This is a genomic window from Desulfosporosinus cupriresistens, from assembly GCF_001707885.1.
GTDB lineage: Bacteria > Bacillota > Desulfitobacteriia > Desulfitobacteriales > Desulfitobacteriaceae > Desulfosporosinus.
Map to the genome: position 1 here is coordinate 1 of NZ_MASS01000030.1, position 15,721 is coordinate 15,721.

At 41.9% G+C, this 15,721-nt stretch carries 19 protein-coding genes; 7 read left to right on the forward strand and 12 right to left on the reverse strand.

What is annotated here, in order from left to right; genetic code table 11:
- Positions 1-29 precede the first annotated feature (29 nt).
- Positions 30-911, reverse strand: coding sequence for a LysR family transcriptional regulator (locus DSBG_RS12620; RefSeq protein WP_068964679.1), 882 nt, complete (start codon positions 909-911; stop codon positions 30-32).
- A 145-nt stretch (positions 912-1,056) separates the two neighbouring features.
- Between DSBG_RS12620 and DSBG_RS12625 the strand changes: the two genes are divergently transcribed.
- Positions 1,057-2,286, forward strand: a complete 1,230-nt coding sequence (locus DSBG_RS12625; RefSeq protein ID WP_068964680.1) for an MFS transporter — start codon at positions 1,057-1,059, stop codon at positions 2,284-2,286.
- 203 nt (positions 2,287-2,489) lie between these two features.
- Here DSBG_RS12625 and DSBG_RS12630 read toward each other — a convergent pair whose 3' ends face one another.
- The 6 genes from DSBG_RS12630 to DSBG_RS24050 all read right to left on the reverse strand — a co-directional run bounded on the left by DSBG_RS12630 (position 2,490) and on the right by DSBG_RS24050 (position 5,557).
- On the reverse strand, positions 2,490-2,984 hold the full coding sequence (locus tag DSBG_RS12630; RefSeq protein WP_068964681.1) for a rubrerythrin family protein: 495 nt from the start codon (positions 2,982-2,984) through the stop codon (positions 2,490-2,492).
- A gap of 243 nt (positions 2,985-3,227) precedes the next feature.
- Positions 3,228-3,527 carry a mercury methylation ferredoxin HgcB gene (gene hgcB, locus DSBG_RS12635; protein ID WP_068964682.1) on the reverse strand — a complete coding sequence of 100 codons (300 nt, stop codon included), beginning with the start codon at positions 3,525-3,527 and terminating at the stop codon, positions 3,228-3,230.
- Between the two features lie 13 nt (positions 3,528-3,540).
- Entirely contained in the window at positions 3,541-4,554 is a 1,014-nt protein-coding gene (gene hgcA / locus DSBG_RS12640; protein ID WP_068964683.1) for a mercury methylation corrinoid protein HgcA, read from the reverse strand.
- A gap of 24 nt (positions 4,555-4,578) precedes the next feature.
- Positions 4,579-4,992, reverse strand: coding sequence for an arsenate reductase ArsC (locus DSBG_RS12645; protein WP_068964719.1), 414 nt, complete (start codon positions 4,990-4,992; stop codon positions 4,579-4,581).
- A gap of 15 nt (positions 4,993-5,007) precedes the next feature.
- Positions 5,008-5,328 carry an ArsR/SmtB family transcription factor gene (locus DSBG_RS12650; RefSeq protein WP_068964684.1) on the reverse strand — a complete coding sequence of 107 codons (321 nt, stop codon included), beginning with the start codon at positions 5,326-5,328 and terminating at the stop codon, positions 5,008-5,010.
- Positions 5,329-5,428: 100 nt separating this feature from the next.
- Positions 5,429-5,557 (reverse strand): hypothetical protein, encoded by a 129-nt coding sequence (locus tag DSBG_RS24050; RefSeq protein ID WP_282434215.1) that lies wholly within the window; start codon positions 5,555-5,557, stop codon positions 5,429-5,431.
- 233 nt (positions 5,558-5,790) lie between these two features.
- Between DSBG_RS24050 and DSBG_RS12655 the strand changes: the two genes are divergently transcribed.
- The 3 genes from DSBG_RS12655 to DSBG_RS12665 all read left to right on the forward strand — a co-directional run bounded on the left by DSBG_RS12655 (position 5,791) and on the right by DSBG_RS12665 (position 7,854).
- Positions 5,791-6,381: a nitroreductase family protein gene (locus DSBG_RS12655; RefSeq protein ID WP_242877598.1), complete on the forward strand. Its 591-nt coding sequence runs from the start codon at positions 5,791-5,793 to the stop codon at positions 6,379-6,381.
- Positions 6,382-6,690: 309 nt separating this feature from the next.
- Entirely contained in the window at positions 6,691-7,002 is a 312-nt protein-coding gene (locus DSBG_RS12660) for a pyridoxamine 5'-phosphate oxidase family protein (protein ID WP_068964686.1), read from the forward strand.
- Positions 7,003-7,167: 165 nt separating this feature from the next.
- Positions 7,168-7,854, forward strand: a complete 687-nt coding sequence (locus DSBG_RS12665; RefSeq protein ID WP_068964687.1) for a Crp/Fnr family transcriptional regulator — start codon at positions 7,168-7,170, stop codon at positions 7,852-7,854.
- Positions 7,855-7,904: 50 nt separating this feature from the next.
- Here DSBG_RS12665 and DSBG_RS12670 read toward each other — a convergent pair whose 3' ends face one another.
- From DSBG_RS12670 to DSBG_RS12690, 5 genes are all read right to left on the reverse strand, one after another.
- Positions 7,905-8,606, reverse strand: coding sequence for a response regulator transcription factor (locus DSBG_RS12670; RefSeq protein ID WP_068964688.1), 702 nt, complete (start codon positions 8,604-8,606; stop codon positions 7,905-7,907).
- Positions 8,607-8,621: 15 nt separating this feature from the next.
- Positions 8,622-10,052, reverse strand: a complete 1,431-nt coding sequence (locus DSBG_RS12675; protein WP_068964689.1) for a sensor histidine kinase — start codon at positions 10,050-10,052, stop codon at positions 8,622-8,624.
- Positions 10,053-10,061: 9 nt separating this feature from the next.
- Entirely contained in the window at positions 10,062-10,814 is a 753-nt protein-coding gene (locus DSBG_RS12680; RefSeq protein WP_068964690.1) for an ABC transporter permease, read from the reverse strand.
- The gene (locus tag DSBG_RS12685; RefSeq protein ID WP_068964691.1) at positions 10,786-11,526 is read right to left on the reverse strand and encodes an ABC transporter ATP-binding protein; all 741 of its coding nucleotides are present in this window, start codon (positions 11,524-11,526) and stop codon (positions 10,786-10,788) included. Before DSBG_RS12685 ends, DSBG_RS12680 begins: the two co-directional genes overlap by 29 nt.
- 83 nt (positions 11,527-11,609) lie before the next feature.
- Positions 11,610-12,842, reverse strand: a complete 1,233-nt coding sequence (locus DSBG_RS12690) for a hypothetical protein (RefSeq protein ID WP_068964692.1) — start codon at positions 12,840-12,842, stop codon at positions 11,610-11,612.
- Between the two features lie 353 nt (positions 12,843-13,195).
- Between DSBG_RS12690 and DSBG_RS12695 the strand changes: the two genes are divergently transcribed.
- The 3 genes from DSBG_RS12695 to DSBG_RS12705 all read left to right on the forward strand — a co-directional run bounded on the left by DSBG_RS12695 (position 13,196) and on the right by DSBG_RS12705 (position 15,710).
- Positions 13,196-13,546, forward strand: coding sequence for a YojF family protein (locus DSBG_RS12695; RefSeq protein WP_068964693.1), 351 nt, complete (start codon positions 13,196-13,198; stop codon positions 13,544-13,546).
- Positions 13,547-13,618: 72 nt separating this feature from the next.
- A complete protein-coding gene (bshB2, locus tag DSBG_RS12700; RefSeq protein WP_068964694.1) occupies positions 13,619-14,290 on the forward strand; it encodes a bacillithiol biosynthesis deacetylase BshB2 in 672 nt (223 codons plus the stop codon).
- A 253-nt stretch (positions 14,291-14,543) separates the two neighbouring features.
- Complete coding sequence (locus DSBG_RS12705; RefSeq protein ID WP_083236849.1) at positions 14,544-15,710, forward strand: TDT family transporter; 1,167 nt, start codon at positions 14,544-14,546, stop codon at positions 15,708-15,710.
- The last annotated feature ends 11 nt before the right edge of the window (positions 15,711-15,721 follow it).

The window sequence follows — 15,721 nt, forward strand, 5'->3', positions numbered from 1 at the left end:
TGAAATAGCTGCTTTTCTCGATTTTCATCTCAAGCATTTACAAAATGCTCCAATACAAATTCCTTAAAATGTTTCGCCGCTGGGGATATATATCGGCCCTCCACCCAAGCCATTCCAATAATCCGTTGACATTTAGGTTCTGAAACATGGACTTGAGATATTCCCATCATCTCAAAGGTTCTGATTTTCGGAATGAGGGCTATTCCAAGCTTGGCAGCAACCAGTCCCGCCACGGTTCCGACCTCTTCTCCCTCAAAGGTTACCTTTGGCGAAAACCCTGCCTCCTTAAAAATACGATAAATAGTCTCTCCTAAAGACAGTTCAGTTTTAAAAGTAATAAACGGTTCTTCTGATAGTTCTTTGAGATTAACAGTGCTTCGTTTGGCGTGTGGATGTTCCTTCGGTACAATAAGTATAATTTCTTCGGTCAACAATTGGATCCAATGGATATTTTCCCGAGAAAAAGGCTGAGAGCAAAAACAAAAATCGATTTCGCCTGCCTCAAGTTGATCCAAGATCTGATTCGTCACGTTTTGGGAGAGCATGAATCGTATGTCCGGGAAGCTTTTACGAAATAAACCAAGTAAATCCGGAACAAGATTAGAGCCTTGGGAATGGATAAACCCCAAAGAAACACTTCCTTTTAGAGGATCTACCAAATCTTGAATTTCTTGTTGCCCGATCGTAATTTCCTGTATTGCGCGATTGACACGATTAAGAAAAATTCCGCCGTAAGTATTGAGTGAAACCGTGCGTCCTTGCCTTTCAAATAAAGGAACCCCTAATTCCTCTTCTAGCCTGGCAATCGAGCGACTTAGAGCCGGTTGGGAAATTGAAAGTACTTCTGCCGCATTAGTAAAGTGTTGCAATTGGGCTACGGTCTGAAAATATTGTAGTTGAGTCCATTCCATGAAAATACCTCTCTAGTGCCTATTAATCAGTACATCCATATATTTGTATAACCTGGATGCATTAAATCAATGCAAATTATAAATTAGACGTTATAAGCTGTCAAGGTGTACTATATAAGAAAATCTATTTTGGATGTGAAAGAGAATGCCTTATATTAAGAAAGGCACTAAAGCTTTTCGTAAAACGACCTTAGCTATGTTTTTTGGTGGCTTCAACACGTTTGCTATTATGTACAGTACACAACCTCTGTTGCCAGAGTTTTCGCACGAGTTTCATATCTCCCCGGCTGTTGCGAGCTTATCCCTTTCCTTAACGACGATAGCACTTGCGATCAGTATGCTTTTCGTAGGTTCCTTGTCTGAAGTAAAGGGACGTAAGCCTCTGATGAACTTTTCTCTAATCTCAGCCTCTATACTAGCCATTCTCACCTCCTTTGTCCCTAATTATCATGTTCTTCTCCTATTCCGCATCCTTCAGGGAATCGTTTTAGCGGGTTTACCTGCAGTGGCCATGGCTTATCTCAGTGAAGAAATTGAACCAGCGGACTTAGGAGTCGCGATGGGTCTCTACGTCAGTGGGATCTCAGTTGGGGGTATGAGTGGTCGTATTATTATTGGGATGCTTACTGATTTCTTTAATTGGCGAGTAGCTCTCGGCACAGTTGGGGTTTTAAGTATTTTGGCGAGCTTGCTCTTTTGGTACCTATTACCTCCATCAGAACATTTTCAACCCCGTCCGCTTGATATTGGAAACTTAACGAAATCAATGGTTAACCAACTGAAAGACCCTAGTTTGCTTTGCTTATATGGTATTGCTTTCTTTGTTTTGGGAAGTTTTGTTACCCTTTATAACTATATCGGCTATCAATTAATAGCTCCTCCTTATTCGCTTAGTCAAACGTTAGTTGGTTTTATTTTCGTAATATATATTGTAGGCACGTTTAGTTCCACTTGGATGGGCCGCAGAGCTGATATGCACGGTCGAAACAAGATGCTCAAAATTGGCTTACTAATCATGGCCTTTGGTGCCTGTCTTACTTTAATCACTCCTCTAGTAATTAAAATCCTGGGTATTGCCCTTTTTACCTTTGGCTTTTTTGGCAGTCATTCCATAGCGAGCAGTTGGGTTGGACGCCAGGCTATTCACGATAAGGCGCAGGCGTCATCTCTCTATCTTTTTTTCTACTATGCAGGTTCGAGCTCGGGAGGAACAATTGGCGGAACCTTCTGGCAAACCCTTGGTTGGGGTGGAGTCATCAGCATGATCTTAAGCTTCCTGCTCTGCGCTCTGCTCTTATCCATCCGTCTGAACTACATATCTCCCTTTAACCAGCATACTAAGACGACCCTTACCCTGCAGAAAGCAAACTGTTAAGGTCTGATTGCTATAAGGTCATAGGCAAAACTTGCCCATGACCTTATAGATAGGTCTCCTATTGTAAAGTTCTTTAATAAAGAAATCCCCACCTAGTCAAACAGGTGGGGATTTTGGGTTACATATTTCGTGTATTAACAACTCAAGGGGCTTTTCACGTTACTGAAGTTACTGAAGTTATCGAAGTTACTGAAGCAAAGATCTTAATACTTGATGAATTTCGTTCCCGAGGTACCGCAAATAAAACATTTTTCGGGCACTACTTTCTCGATGTTCCCACAAACAGGACAAAGATAGTAGAACACTTCTTCCTCTTGTTCAAGATTTTCAAGTGCTTCTTTATAAAGTCTAGCATGTACCTCCTCAGCCTTTAAGGCATATGTAAAGGTTCTCACTGCAGCTTTATTTTCCTCTTCCTGAGCGACTTTTAAAAATTCGGGATACATGCTTTGATATTCATGATTTTCTCCATTTACTGCATCATTTAAGTTTTCAACCGTCGACATAATCTTACCCGCAACCTCGAAATGCTTAAGGGCATGAATAGTTTCAGCATCTGAAGCGGCTTTGAAAAGCTTCGCAGCATTCTTTTTACCATCTGCCTCAGCTTTTTTTGAGTAAGCGATATATTTTCGATTAGCCTGTGATTCTCCAGCAAAAGCTTCCATTAGATTCTGTAATGTTTTTTGGTTATCCATAAAGTTCCCTCCCTTAATAATTTCTTGATCTAATCATTGTGCAGGTCTAGTCCTAAGCTGGTCGCAATTAGACTGGTTTTTCATTACGCATAATGATTAATTGTCGTTGACAAATATAATATACCATAAAGAAACGTGATAGACTAATCATTATTCAACTGTTGGTCGAATATACGGTCAATATCATCACTTCCTGTCAGAAACCGTCTTATACGGCCAGCGCCCCTTCTATGATGCTCCTACTTAACAACAGCCGCCTCCGCTGCCGCCTGAACAATCGCAGCTTGGTTCTGTTCCTGTCAGCCAGCCCATAATGATCGCGAAGGCACAACCCACCCCCGGCTTAACTTCTAGAGCATTAAATGGACAGTTTTTGACGCAGGCACCGCATTCCATGCAACGATCTTTATCAACAATGACCGATTTCCTATCTTCTATTAGAAATACATTATGCGGACAAACCTCAAGGCACCTGCCACAACCCGTACATTGATCCGACTTCAGTTTCAATGTAGCAACATTTTTCAAATATCGATTCGTCATATTTAACAACTCCTTAGAGTTTAATAAAGCTATTAACCAATAGCAGAATGATCCCCAAGATGAGCGAGATAATTATCGCTGGAACTGCTTTTCTCATCTCTTTCAAGACACCTGAAAATGAAGTAAACGTTGAAGCGCCTGTAAAGTTCATCGCTAAAAAGGCCGCTACAGAAGGAAGAATAAGCATATATCCTAAAGCTTTCAAAATACTATATTGAGGAACCGCCGTCCATTCATTCCAACCATTAAGCACGTTAACAATGATCGCCCAAATAAATCCCAACATCCATCCTTTCCAAGCGAAAGCTCTGCCCGGAATCAACGGCAGCAAGACCGGGGTTAAAACACAGCCTACTAGAACTGAGCCCATATAGCCGTAAAAATCAACGAGACCGAAAGGTCCTAAACCGAGAAGATTTAGCAAAAAGAGTACACCGAAAATCATTAAAGAGACTTTGAAAGTACCGACAAGTTCTACTGGAGTCAAAACAAGGCGATCATAGGTCGTGAACTTGACCGTCCGCATTTCTGGCGTGGCTTTCATTCCTGACTCGATAAATTTTTTTAGATCCTTGGCCCGCACTGGCCCATAAACGACTTTAAAACCAGAAAACTTGGCAACCACGTGTGCACTTATACCCGGTGCACCCAATTGTGGAACTATAACCTTGCTGTGAGAGACAACCTTCTCCAGCTGTACTATTGCAATACGGTTTAGAAGCTCTTGGGTCCCAAAGGTTCCCTTTCCGGCAGCACACCATACATTGATGCCTTTGGTATCGAGCACTAGAATCCAAGCATCTACCCCACTCAATTCTTTTCTTAAGCTATCGAAGCTCATTTTATAATTAGCTGAAACCAAGACAGGCGAATTGCTATTGGGTTTTCCCACACTATAAAGACCAGGTTCCACGGTATAGTTCATTCTGTTGATTCCCCAGCGGGCTTTCCAAGTACCTACAACGTCATTAAACGTCAATTCAGATGAAGTTGGTGTAATTTTCAGTTCTCTCGTGGAAATTTCCATTTACTTGACACCTCTTCTAACAATTTAGCCACCGAACTGGTTAGTCATTATCTTTTCCTTAAGTTCTAGAATTTTTCTTTCAATTGTTCTTGCCGTTTTTTGAAACTCATCATCACTTTTTCCAGTTGGATCTTCAAGGCCCCAATCCTCTCTATGCTGACACGGCAAATATGGACAATTTACATTACATCCCATAGTTATAACTATATCTGGCTGAGGTATGTCGGAAATAAGCTTTGAAAACTGTGTTTTTTCCATATCAATATCATAAAGCTGTTTCATGATTCGAACAGCATCCTTATTGATATTAGGTTTTGTTTCCGTACCTGCTGACGATGACTCAAAGACATTTCCTGCCATTTTTTCCCCTAAAGCTTCTGCCATCTGTGAGCGGCATGAATTGTGTACACAGACGAAGGCGACCTTTAATTTGTTCACGACCATTCACCTCTCCTAACAATTACATTGACTATCAGAGTTACTAATACATTTGTCTTTATTGGATTTAATCTCAGTTAAAAACTCAGACATAGTTTCTATGACTGCGCCATTAATACTATAATACATCCATGCCCCTTCACGCCTTCCATTAACAAGCCCGCTCTCACACAGTATCCTCATATGATAGGACAGGGTTGGTTGCGTAATTTTAAAGTTATCTAAAAGTTGACAGCCACACATTTCACCACAAGAAAGCAAGTCGACGATGTTCAGGCGTGTCGGATCAGCAATTGCCTTAAATAATAAAACATATTCTGCGTAACTATACTTCATAAAATCACCGTCCTATTTTTAAGTGAATAATATCGAAAAATATCTATATCCTTATTATACCTTCTTTATAGATAACTGTCTATATGAGAATGCCATCACGTTAGCGCAAATCCCATTTTCCTTCAATATTTGTCTGTTGAAACTTAGCAGAATTGATACCGATTACTTGTCCACGATAGTTGATTAAAGTCATCTTTCCACCCCCTTCCTTTGCACTTCTTGTTGACATGTATCTCCACACTCTTCATTAAATTCCTTCTAAGATCGTGGTAAATCATTTTCTCCTGCCTCTTGACAGAAACATAGTATATAATAGTGAAAAAGCATTAAATTAATCCTATCAGGCTAATAGTTAAAAACAATGAGTACGCCAGCTCAAGAAGAAATCAATGGAAATAACCTCCAAAGGCCTGAACGATTTTGCAATGAAAGAAGATGTTCTAAATGGAATTACTCGAGGCTATGGAAACAAGACGAAGCATTCGAAAATTTAAATCTGAGCACATCCCAGAAGCATTCATTACCCAACTTATTGAAGCCGCCCGACTGGCTCCATCTGGTAGTAATCTACAACCTACGCGCTTTGTTGTGATTAAGAGTGATGCCGTTCGTGCCCAATTGAGCCAAGCTACTCCTTTACCGTTTGTCAGTCAGGCACCGGTTGTCATTGCCTGCTGCGTGGACACTGAATCGCTTGGAAGCTTAAGCACCCGAGCACGAGAACTCAAAGAAGCTGGGGCCTTCGCAGATACCCCCCTCGATAAGATGGACCCAGATGGTTACGCTAAGCGCAGACCGATGGATCAAGCTACTGCTGAAGCCTATCTTCGCTTAAACGCAGCGATTGCTATTGATCACCTTACATTGCGAGCTGTTGACCTGGGCCTCGGTACGTGTTGGATTATGATGTTCGACCAGGAGAAAGTAAAACAGATCCTTGATTTAGCTGAGAATTATAATGTTGTGGCCTTAATCCCCATCGGTTATCCTGACCAAAACCCCAAAGCTCGCCCTAGAATTGAGTTTAGTCAGATCTTACTTAAAGAGGTTTAAGCTAGTCGAAGTGGACAACTCGGGGAAAGAAGAAAGAGCAAGGAGCTACGCTAACGCTGGCTTCTTGCTCTTTCTTCTTTCCTAAGTGTCCTAGAGACATTTGAAAACAAAGGCCTTTATGTTAATTATTTAACTTTTTTCTTTTAAGCCCCATGCTAAGATTAGGTAAGACGAGTTAATCATTACGTCCAATTATTTGAGGCATTACTTAGCTCAGGGAGGAGAGGAGAGGAGAAGAGAATAGAAGTACTTACAGCGCTTTTGTAAAAAGAACATACTCTACGAAATAATTTTAAGGAGTGATTTGACATGGTTATAACTCAAGAAATTAAGGATACGATAGCAAAGGCTCCATTCGTTCCCATCACCACGGTTTCCGCCCAAGGCGAACCACATATGATCGTGGTGGGAAAAGTAGCGGAAATCAGAGATGAGGACATCCTGGGATTTGGTATTTATAAGATGGAGGTTACCCAGCAAAACATCAAAGCTAACGGAATGATGCAGGTTGTCATTGCAACGATGGACGGTGGGCCCAAAGGTTTTAGGCTTTCAGGCAAAGCCTGCATAGAAGAGAAACTGGTTTTGTTTAAGGCCGAAAAAGTTGAGATGCTCCTGTAGAAAATTAGCAAAACAATAATAATCCCGCCAATACAGGCGGGATTATTATGTTTTAGTTTTTATAGTAGTGTTGGACATTGTTTGATAGAATTTATTTATACAACCATTGATCCCTTGTCTCTAAAGTAAAAAGAATGTAAAAATAATGGAGAAGGAGGAGAAATTATGAAACATTGCATCATCTGTCTCCAGGAATTAGATCTTTTTAAAGGGCTGGCCCAAAATCAAATCATGGACTTGTGTCATTGTACACAAAAAAAGAAGTTTTCTAAGGGAAACTACCTGTTCCGTCAAGGAGAGAAAACAAGCACCATCTGCCTCATAAAATCGGGAAAACTGAAACTTACCCAAACAACCGTGGATGGCCATGAAACAATTCTTGATATCTGTGGTCCCGGTGAAGTCCTAGGTGAGTTGTCCCTATATCAGGATCAACCCGAGCATTCAAGTGCTATCGCCATGGAAGAGGTTTGTGTCTGCAGTTTCAGTAAACTACAATTTGAGGCTTTGATCAAACAAGACCCTACGTTTGCCATGAGGATTATTGGCTACCTGGGGCAAAAGCGTTATGAAACTATGTTGAAGTCAGGAAAAGAAACTGGACTGACGGTTAAAGAGCGATTATTACGACTTTTTTACCGGTTCGCCGAACAGTATGGACGAAAAACGTCAACTTCAACCCTGATCGATTTAAAAATTACCCAGCAAGAATTAGCTGATTTAATTGGTTGTTCACGTGTAATGGCCATCCAGGCACTTAAAGAGTTAAAAGCAGCAAACATAATTGATCGGGAAGAGAGATACTATGTCTTAAAAAATGACCCTTGCATCAGTACCCATACGTTTAATTAATAACTACTTCCTAACATTTTGAGTGTCCTACATACTAAACCGATGTGCCTTTAGACCCTAAATCGATAGCCCGCCCCCCAAACTGTTTCTACATATTGAGGGTTAGATGGATCACTTTCAATTTTCTCACGCACTCTAGCGATGTGCACTGTAACTGTTGCGGAGTCTCCTAAGGCGTCTAACCCCCAGATACGTTCGAATAGTTCTTCTCGCCCGAACACTCTGTTAGGATTTTGCGCTAAGTACAAGAGTAAGCTAAATTCTTTCTGAGCCAAGCTTACTTCTTGGCCGAGAACAAAGACTCTATGGGAGTCTTTTTCAATTTTAAGCCCCCGAATCGTCAAAGCATTCCCCTTCTTAACACCTTGGCTAAAGCGATACTTTAGCCTGTCATAATTCTCTAAGTGGGCTTTGACTCGCGCGACCAGTTCGCCTGGACTAAAAGGTTTCGTGATATAATCGTCGGCACCCAGGCTTAACCCTTTAATTTTATCGATTTCTTCCTTTTTGGCCGATACTAAGAGAACCGGAATATCTTTATCCTCCTTCATACTCCGCAAAATTTCTAACCCATCGATCCCAGGGAGCATGATATCTAAAATCAGTAGATCAACTTCATTTTCTTGAAGCTCTCTTGAGCCTTCCAATCCATTGGTGCATACTCTGACGTCGAAGTCAGCAACTTCGAGATAGTCTTTTTGTAATTCAGCAATACTGGAATCATCTTCAATAATTAGGATCTTTTTCTTCATTACTATCCTCCAGTATCAAGATTTACTTAACGAAATCATGATACTGACCCCCTCCTCCCCGTGACTGACCGCCCATACTCTTCCATTGTGTCCTTCGATGATATGTTTTGCGATAGCCAGGCCTAAACCGCTTCCTTTGCTTCGAGCAGCGTCTGATCGGTAGAAGCGATCAAAAATGTAGGGCAAATCCTCTTCACTGATCCCTGAACCGTTGTCCCGCAGTTCAATAATCAGGCTGGCAGCAGTGTCTCTTAGTAAAATCTTTATTTCGCCGCGATCTTTACTCATGTATTTGCGAGAATTATCCAGGATATTCATAATCACTCGTTTCATTCTCTCGCGATCTAACAAGACGTGTTGTTGTTTCTCACGCAACTCGTTATGAAATGAAATCTGAATTTGACTGTTTTCTAATTCTGGTTCACTTTCGATTACACAGAGTTTAAGATATTCCTCGATGTCCGTTCTTTCGAAATCAAAGGGAATTTGGTTGAGATCGAGCTTAGCATAAAGCAGCAAATCGTCAATCATTTGGTCAACTTGGTGGGCCTTAAAAGATATCGTCTTTAAATATCGCTCCCTTTTGTCAGGAGTATTGGCTATACCATCCAAGATACCTTCCACATACCCTTGAATTGAGGTCACAGGCGTCTTTAAATCGTGAGAAATACTGGAAATAAGCATTTTGCGGTTGTCCTCATACTTTAATTGAGTATACACTGAGTCCTTTAACTTAATTCGCATGAGTTCAAGATCACGACACAACGCTTGAATCTCTTGATCTCCTTCCTCCACAATCGGATGATCCAGATTACCTCGACTAATTTCCGCCGCCGCACGTTGCAGATTCTGAAGCGGCGTGATAATACTTCGAGAAAATTGATAGGAAACCACAATATTGCTGAGCATAAATGTTAGAACAAATGTAACACCTATCAACACTAGGAAACTTGTCAGATTCGCGACGGATCGATCCACAGGGGCAAGCAATGACACGCTCCCTTGGGAACCATCCTTAAACTTAAGATTGATTAATTCAACAGTATAAGAAACGTCGCCAATAACGACAAGTTCTCTTCCCCCCTGCAAGTTTCCTGCTTCTAAGCACTTAGCCACATCGATTTTACTGAAATTCCGGGAAGAGAAAATGACTTTGTCTTGCTTAAGCATCATGAGCTCTCCATTAATTTCTGCCAACCGTTCCTGGAGATGCTTTTGAAAGCTTTCTTGCTCTACCACCTCAGGTGTGCGCTGCAAAATACCGGCTTCACTATTTATGAGCTCAAACTTAATTTGTGATAACTTCTGGTAGTTTTCGAACGATATATCATGAGTCGATAATTTACCGACAACAAAAAGAACAGCCAAAGCAATAAAAACAGTAACAATCATGGGAATGACTACTGTTGAAGCGTTGGCTAAAATCAAACGTTTTTTGAGGTTCATAACGTCACCCTAAAATTCCTTTTTATCAAATAGGTAAAAACCAGCTGTAAACAGCATTATACCCGATCCGAGCATGATCATAAATTGACGCATAATTTTTCCTAGTGGAAAAGAGTTTACCAGAAATAGATTATACCAGTCAAGTTGTGTTGTCATGAATAGACTTGAATACTGAGAAAAGAGCACTCCCAATACCTTAAAGACGATAAAAGCCAAGATAGATATAAAAAAGACGGATATTCCACTCTTAAAGAGATTGGCTAACAGGACAATCCCTAAAGCCAAAACAGTCATGGGCAGTAAGCTAACAAGATAGGAAAACACTGTCCGGCCCAAAGAGTCCCAGGTTGCGGAATTCGTATTAAACATAAACCCGGCCACCATCGAAAAGATGAGTAATAACAGTAGCGTGACCAAGATAAATAGCACGATGGCCGTAATTTTGGCGGTAAAGATCTTAAATCGGCTTACTGGTCGAGTCAAGGTGATGCGCATACTATTCTGAGAATACTCTCCCGAGAAACTATCTATCGTAACTAAGGCCGTAAAGAGCGGCAGGACGGTGTTGACCACCACCGACAATACGAGCATCGGAAATTCAACACTTCCCGCTCCTCGGAGTCCGAAGCCACTTCTCACTCCGACAATAGCCAGTTGCCCTATGACAATCACAGCCAGAGAAAGCAAAACCGCCACCAGGGCCTTTTTCTTTTTATAGAGCTTCTCGATTTCATTAACGAGCGCAGCTTGAAACACGGCCATTTCTCTCTACCTCACTTACAAAATAATTCTCTAGAGTCGCATAGTTGTTCAAGATAGTCTGAGTACTCTCAACATTGAGCATTTTTCCATTGTAGATCACCCCGATGCGATTGCAGGTCAGCTCTACATCATGGATCAGATGACTAGAGATGAAAAATGTGGTTTTTTCCTGCTCCGCCAAATGGTGGATCATCCTGCGAATATCGATCATTCCCTCGACATCGAGACCGTTCAGCGGTTCATCAAGAATGACGACCTGAGGTCGGGATAATATTGCCGCCGACAAACCTAGGCGCTGCTTCATCCCGAGAGAGAATTTTTTGGGCTTTTCATGCTTATACTTGCTCATACCTGTCAGCTCTAACACTTCTTCAATCCGGTGATGATCGACCTCTGGATAGTACCGAGCCAACTGCTTCAGATTATCAAAGGCGCTAAGATAAGCGTAAGATTCTGCGATTTCGATAAGACAACCTACCTTTTCCATCGCTAACTCATACTCTTCCGTCACACTGTGTCCGAAGATTTTCACATCCCCACGATCTGGCCGGATGAGTCCTGTCATTATTTTCATGGCTGTGGTTTTTCCAGCCCCATTTGGGCCCAGAAAACCAAAGATGTCCCCTTTAAATATATCAAGATTAATATCCTGGATACCACGTCCATTGACATAGGACTTGGTTAAATTTTCAATCTCAATAATTTTTTCCATGCCTTTTCCTCCCTAGTGAACACCTAATACAGCTGCCAGGAATTCTCCCGGCAGCTATCAATCTCCTCTTTTATATAAAGCACTTACTCTAAATCTGGTCTAAAGGATGAATCAAAGATCAGGTTCCCTCTGGACATCATAACCCCATTCAAATACAACTGTCCTGAATGGTCATCAACGTAAATGCTTCGCTTACTGCCAGATTCCGTAGTGTAATCAAACTCTGAGGAATTTTTCTGATCTGACTTTTTAGCGTTAAATTTGAAATCACGCTCGCTATTCGCATATTCTTCAAATCCCGGCTTATATACTTCGTAATATTGTCCTGTAAGGGTCTGATTATCAAAATGTGAGATCTCCATAATCTGTTCTCCGACTTTAACAAACTTGCCGTCCTTTTCGATAAGAATATCATTTTTAAATTTGCCAACAAACTTTTCAGGATTAGTAATCTCAGACCCGTACTCTCTTGCAGTGTCCTTAACAACTTTCTTCCCTGTAAGATCAGGTTTCGTAACCGTTGTTGCGTTAATATCGGAAATTTTGAATAAAGCTTCAATAGATATCTCATGAACCGTTCCTTGCTCATCCTTACCAGACAGCACTGCAGATCCTAAGATACTTTCCAGCACACCGTCTTTGTTAACTTTGGCTGTACCCTTAACTTCTTTGACAAAAACATCCTTGGTGAGATGAGGTAGAATATCTTGACTACCGTTGAATTCTTGTTTCGTTTGAAACGAAGCCACAGCATTGACCAAGGATGGGATTTGCACCTCAGTTAATGAGCCTGCGAACCCTTTACTGCCATCCGAATTTTCCGTGACTACCACATGGTCTTTTAGACTCCCCACGACAGCGTCCGCTATTTTTTCAATATCGTCAGCACCATCTTCCTTGAAAGGATTAGAAAAAGCTTCTTCCTTTCTTTCCTGGGGGTACTCCGTCACATAGTAAGTCGGATCACTCTGGGAAACTCGGATTTCGGTCGTCTTATCTGAGTAGGTTTGGGAATTGATATTATCTCCGTTAATCCGTTCTCTAGATGAAATGTTTTCTGACGCATTCTTACTTCTGTCGTACTTATGAATATCGTTTGTGGTCCCTAGCGTTTTGCCATTATCTTTTATCGCAACTGATAAATCCATTGTGAAACTGTTAAATTTGTCGCTGCTCTGCTCGGCAGTCACTTTAAGAGCATCCTTTAACTGGTCATAGCCGCTTTTTGTGACAATGTCTGCCAGGGCAGTTGTCGCTAACAACAAAGTCCCCAGTGTAAAACTAACGAGCATTGCCGTTTTCTTTTTAACTTTCATTCGTTCAACCCCTCAACTATATTTGTGGAAGCTTCCTATGGATATTCTAACCTAATGGTCTTGATTTTCCCTAAACAGTTTATTAACAAAGTATAAACTGTTTTTCTTCTACTTAACACTAAAATTTAGGCTCATCCGTTCTGCAATCGCTTCCCCCAGCCAGATTTCCGGTAGGAATCCTGCCCGCGCAACCACGCTGGTGTAAATAACAAGAAAAATGGTATATAATGAGGACAAAGCATAGGTTTAATCCTTCATTAGTCTGAATCTGCCATTAGGTAGTTGAAGCGAAGATTTACACTTAATGCCACGAAGAAATTCAAATAAATCATTGGTGGAGGGATTGATAGTTCATGAACCCAATAGATAAGTCGATTGTACAACCTGCGCTGGACAATTTTCTAAACCGAGATGTATACCTCCACCTAGAGACGACCAATGGAGCCTATGCAGCCCATAACCGAGAGAGCAATATGACTGTAGGGGCATATATTCGCAATGGTCGTATTTCTTATGGACGAGGGATCATCACAGGTGACGGCCCATATCGCGTCGGGCTCAAGATGGAACTCGGCTGGGTCTACGCCGAAGGACTGACTGATTTTGAGATGGAGCAAGAAGGCCAACTCTTACTGGCCGGTCATGATCAAGAGGGGCGTCTGGCTGTAGCTTTGGAACTCAGTTTGCACCCCTTTGAACTGTAAAGCCGTCGCCTGAACACCGCAACGGGGTTCAGACGTTGCCGTAAATTTTGATTAACGTGGGAGGAATAATTCTTGGAACAACATGTTCTCGTAGTTTTTCCCCATCCAGACGACGAAACGTTTGGCTGTGGTGGAACTATAGCACAATTTACCAAATCAGGGGTTCCGGTCACTTATATCTGCGGTACTATGGGCCAAATGGGGCGCAATATGGGAAAACCATTCTTTGCCACCCGTGAGTCGTTACCTAAAATTCGGGAAGCAGAATTGGAGAAAGCTTGCCAGGCTATCGGCATCCAAAAGGTGATTAAACTGGGGTTACGCGATAAAACGATTGAGTTTGAAGATCCTGAAATATTGGCCGATAGAATTGAACAAATCCTGCGCGAGCTCAAGCCCTCCCTGGTCCTTACCCACTATCCCGGTTACGCAGTACATCCAGATCACAATGCTCTTGGCGATGTAACTATCCGTGCGATCTCTCGTCTTTCTGATCAAGAACGCCCTATAGTACATGCTCACGCTTTTGCCCGTGACTGTCAGGATGTGCTCGGCCCACCGGATATCGTCAATGACATTTCTGACATGGCTGAAGTGAAGCTGGCTGCGATCCGGGCGCACAGGACTCAATCACAACTAGTTCTTGGACGCCTTGCCAATGGACAGTTAAAAAAACCATCATCGAAGGACTCTTATAGCCACATGCTCAGGCGTGAATCTTTTTGGACCTATAATTTTTCGTAAGCCCACGCTAAGATAATCATAAAAGCCAGTAACCTCCCTCACATTTCTTAAAGGAGCGTTACTGGCTTATGTTATTCTCTTGGCCATTCTATTAATATTTTTACTAATCCCCATGTTTTAAACCTTCATTTTTCTAATACTTTGTATTCGAAATCAGAATTGCTCTACCTTGCCAGACACATTATAGTGAGGTTGTAGACGACCTCGCATCCTTATCTTAGTCGTCAACACGATATAACCTAGGATTGGAGAAATGACTGTGCTAGCATCCCAAGTTGCCTTATCTCGTACCCTAATTGATAAACCTGATAAACACCTTTCCGTTGCCCGCCAATTTGGCACTAATTGGTTCACAGTAGTCATGGGAATTGGTATTGTCGCTGCTCTGACTTATACATCGCCCATTCCTCTCCCTGGACAACACATGACCGGCATGGCTTTTTTTCTTGTCGATAATGTGGTTTTTACCATTGCTCTTGGCTTGTGGTTGTGGCGATGGATACGCCACACTGACGAGGCACTCAAGGATTTTTCCGACCCGAGCAAGATCCTTTTTTATGGTGCCTTAGCGATGGGCATCAATGTGATTGGAAATGACTATCTTGTCATCGGTACGCACATGCTTGCTCCGTCAACTGCTATCTTGATCAGTAAAGTCATCTGGCTTTGCGGAGTTATAGTTGCTCTGTTTACCGTCGTTATTGTACCTTATTTACTCTTTGTCACCCACCAAGTTTCCGTTGAGGAAACCCATGCCAGTTGGCTAATTCCAGTTGTTCCCCCCATCGTAGCCGCAGCTACAGGTGCTAATCTTATCCCCTTTTGGAGTTCTTCTACTTATCAGTTTTCTTTTGCTATGCTCATTTTGGCTATGTTTGGCATGACTTTTTTCCTATTTATCATGATCAGCAGTTTATACTATTCCCGGCTTGTTTATCAAGGTAAGATTGCTGGGAGCTTAGCCCCGAGCGTTTGGATCGAAATCGGTCCCCTAGGAATGTCTATGACAATTTTTTGCACTCTTCCCCTTGTCACTCAGCCCCTCTTTGGTGCTTGGAACGCCGGATTTTATGCTCTGGGTATCCTCTTTGCTGTTGCGATGTGGGGAGTGGGCATCTGGTGGATCATGATCGCCAGTCTCTACTCGCTTGTGCATCTTATGGACAAAAAAAGTAAAATCCCCTATAACCTGGGCTGGTGGAGTTACGTCTTCCCACTTGGCAGCTTTACAACTGGAACCTACGCCTTGAACCATCTTTTAGGGCATTCGTTCTTTGCAATAGCTGGATTGATACAATTTATCGCTTTGTTAGGATTCTTTAGTCTTGTCTTAATCAAAACCCTAGTTGGCGTCTATAACGGATCTTTGCTGCGTTGGCGATCCCCTCATCTTCATCTTTTGATCCAACAAAAAGCCTGAAGATCTTCAAT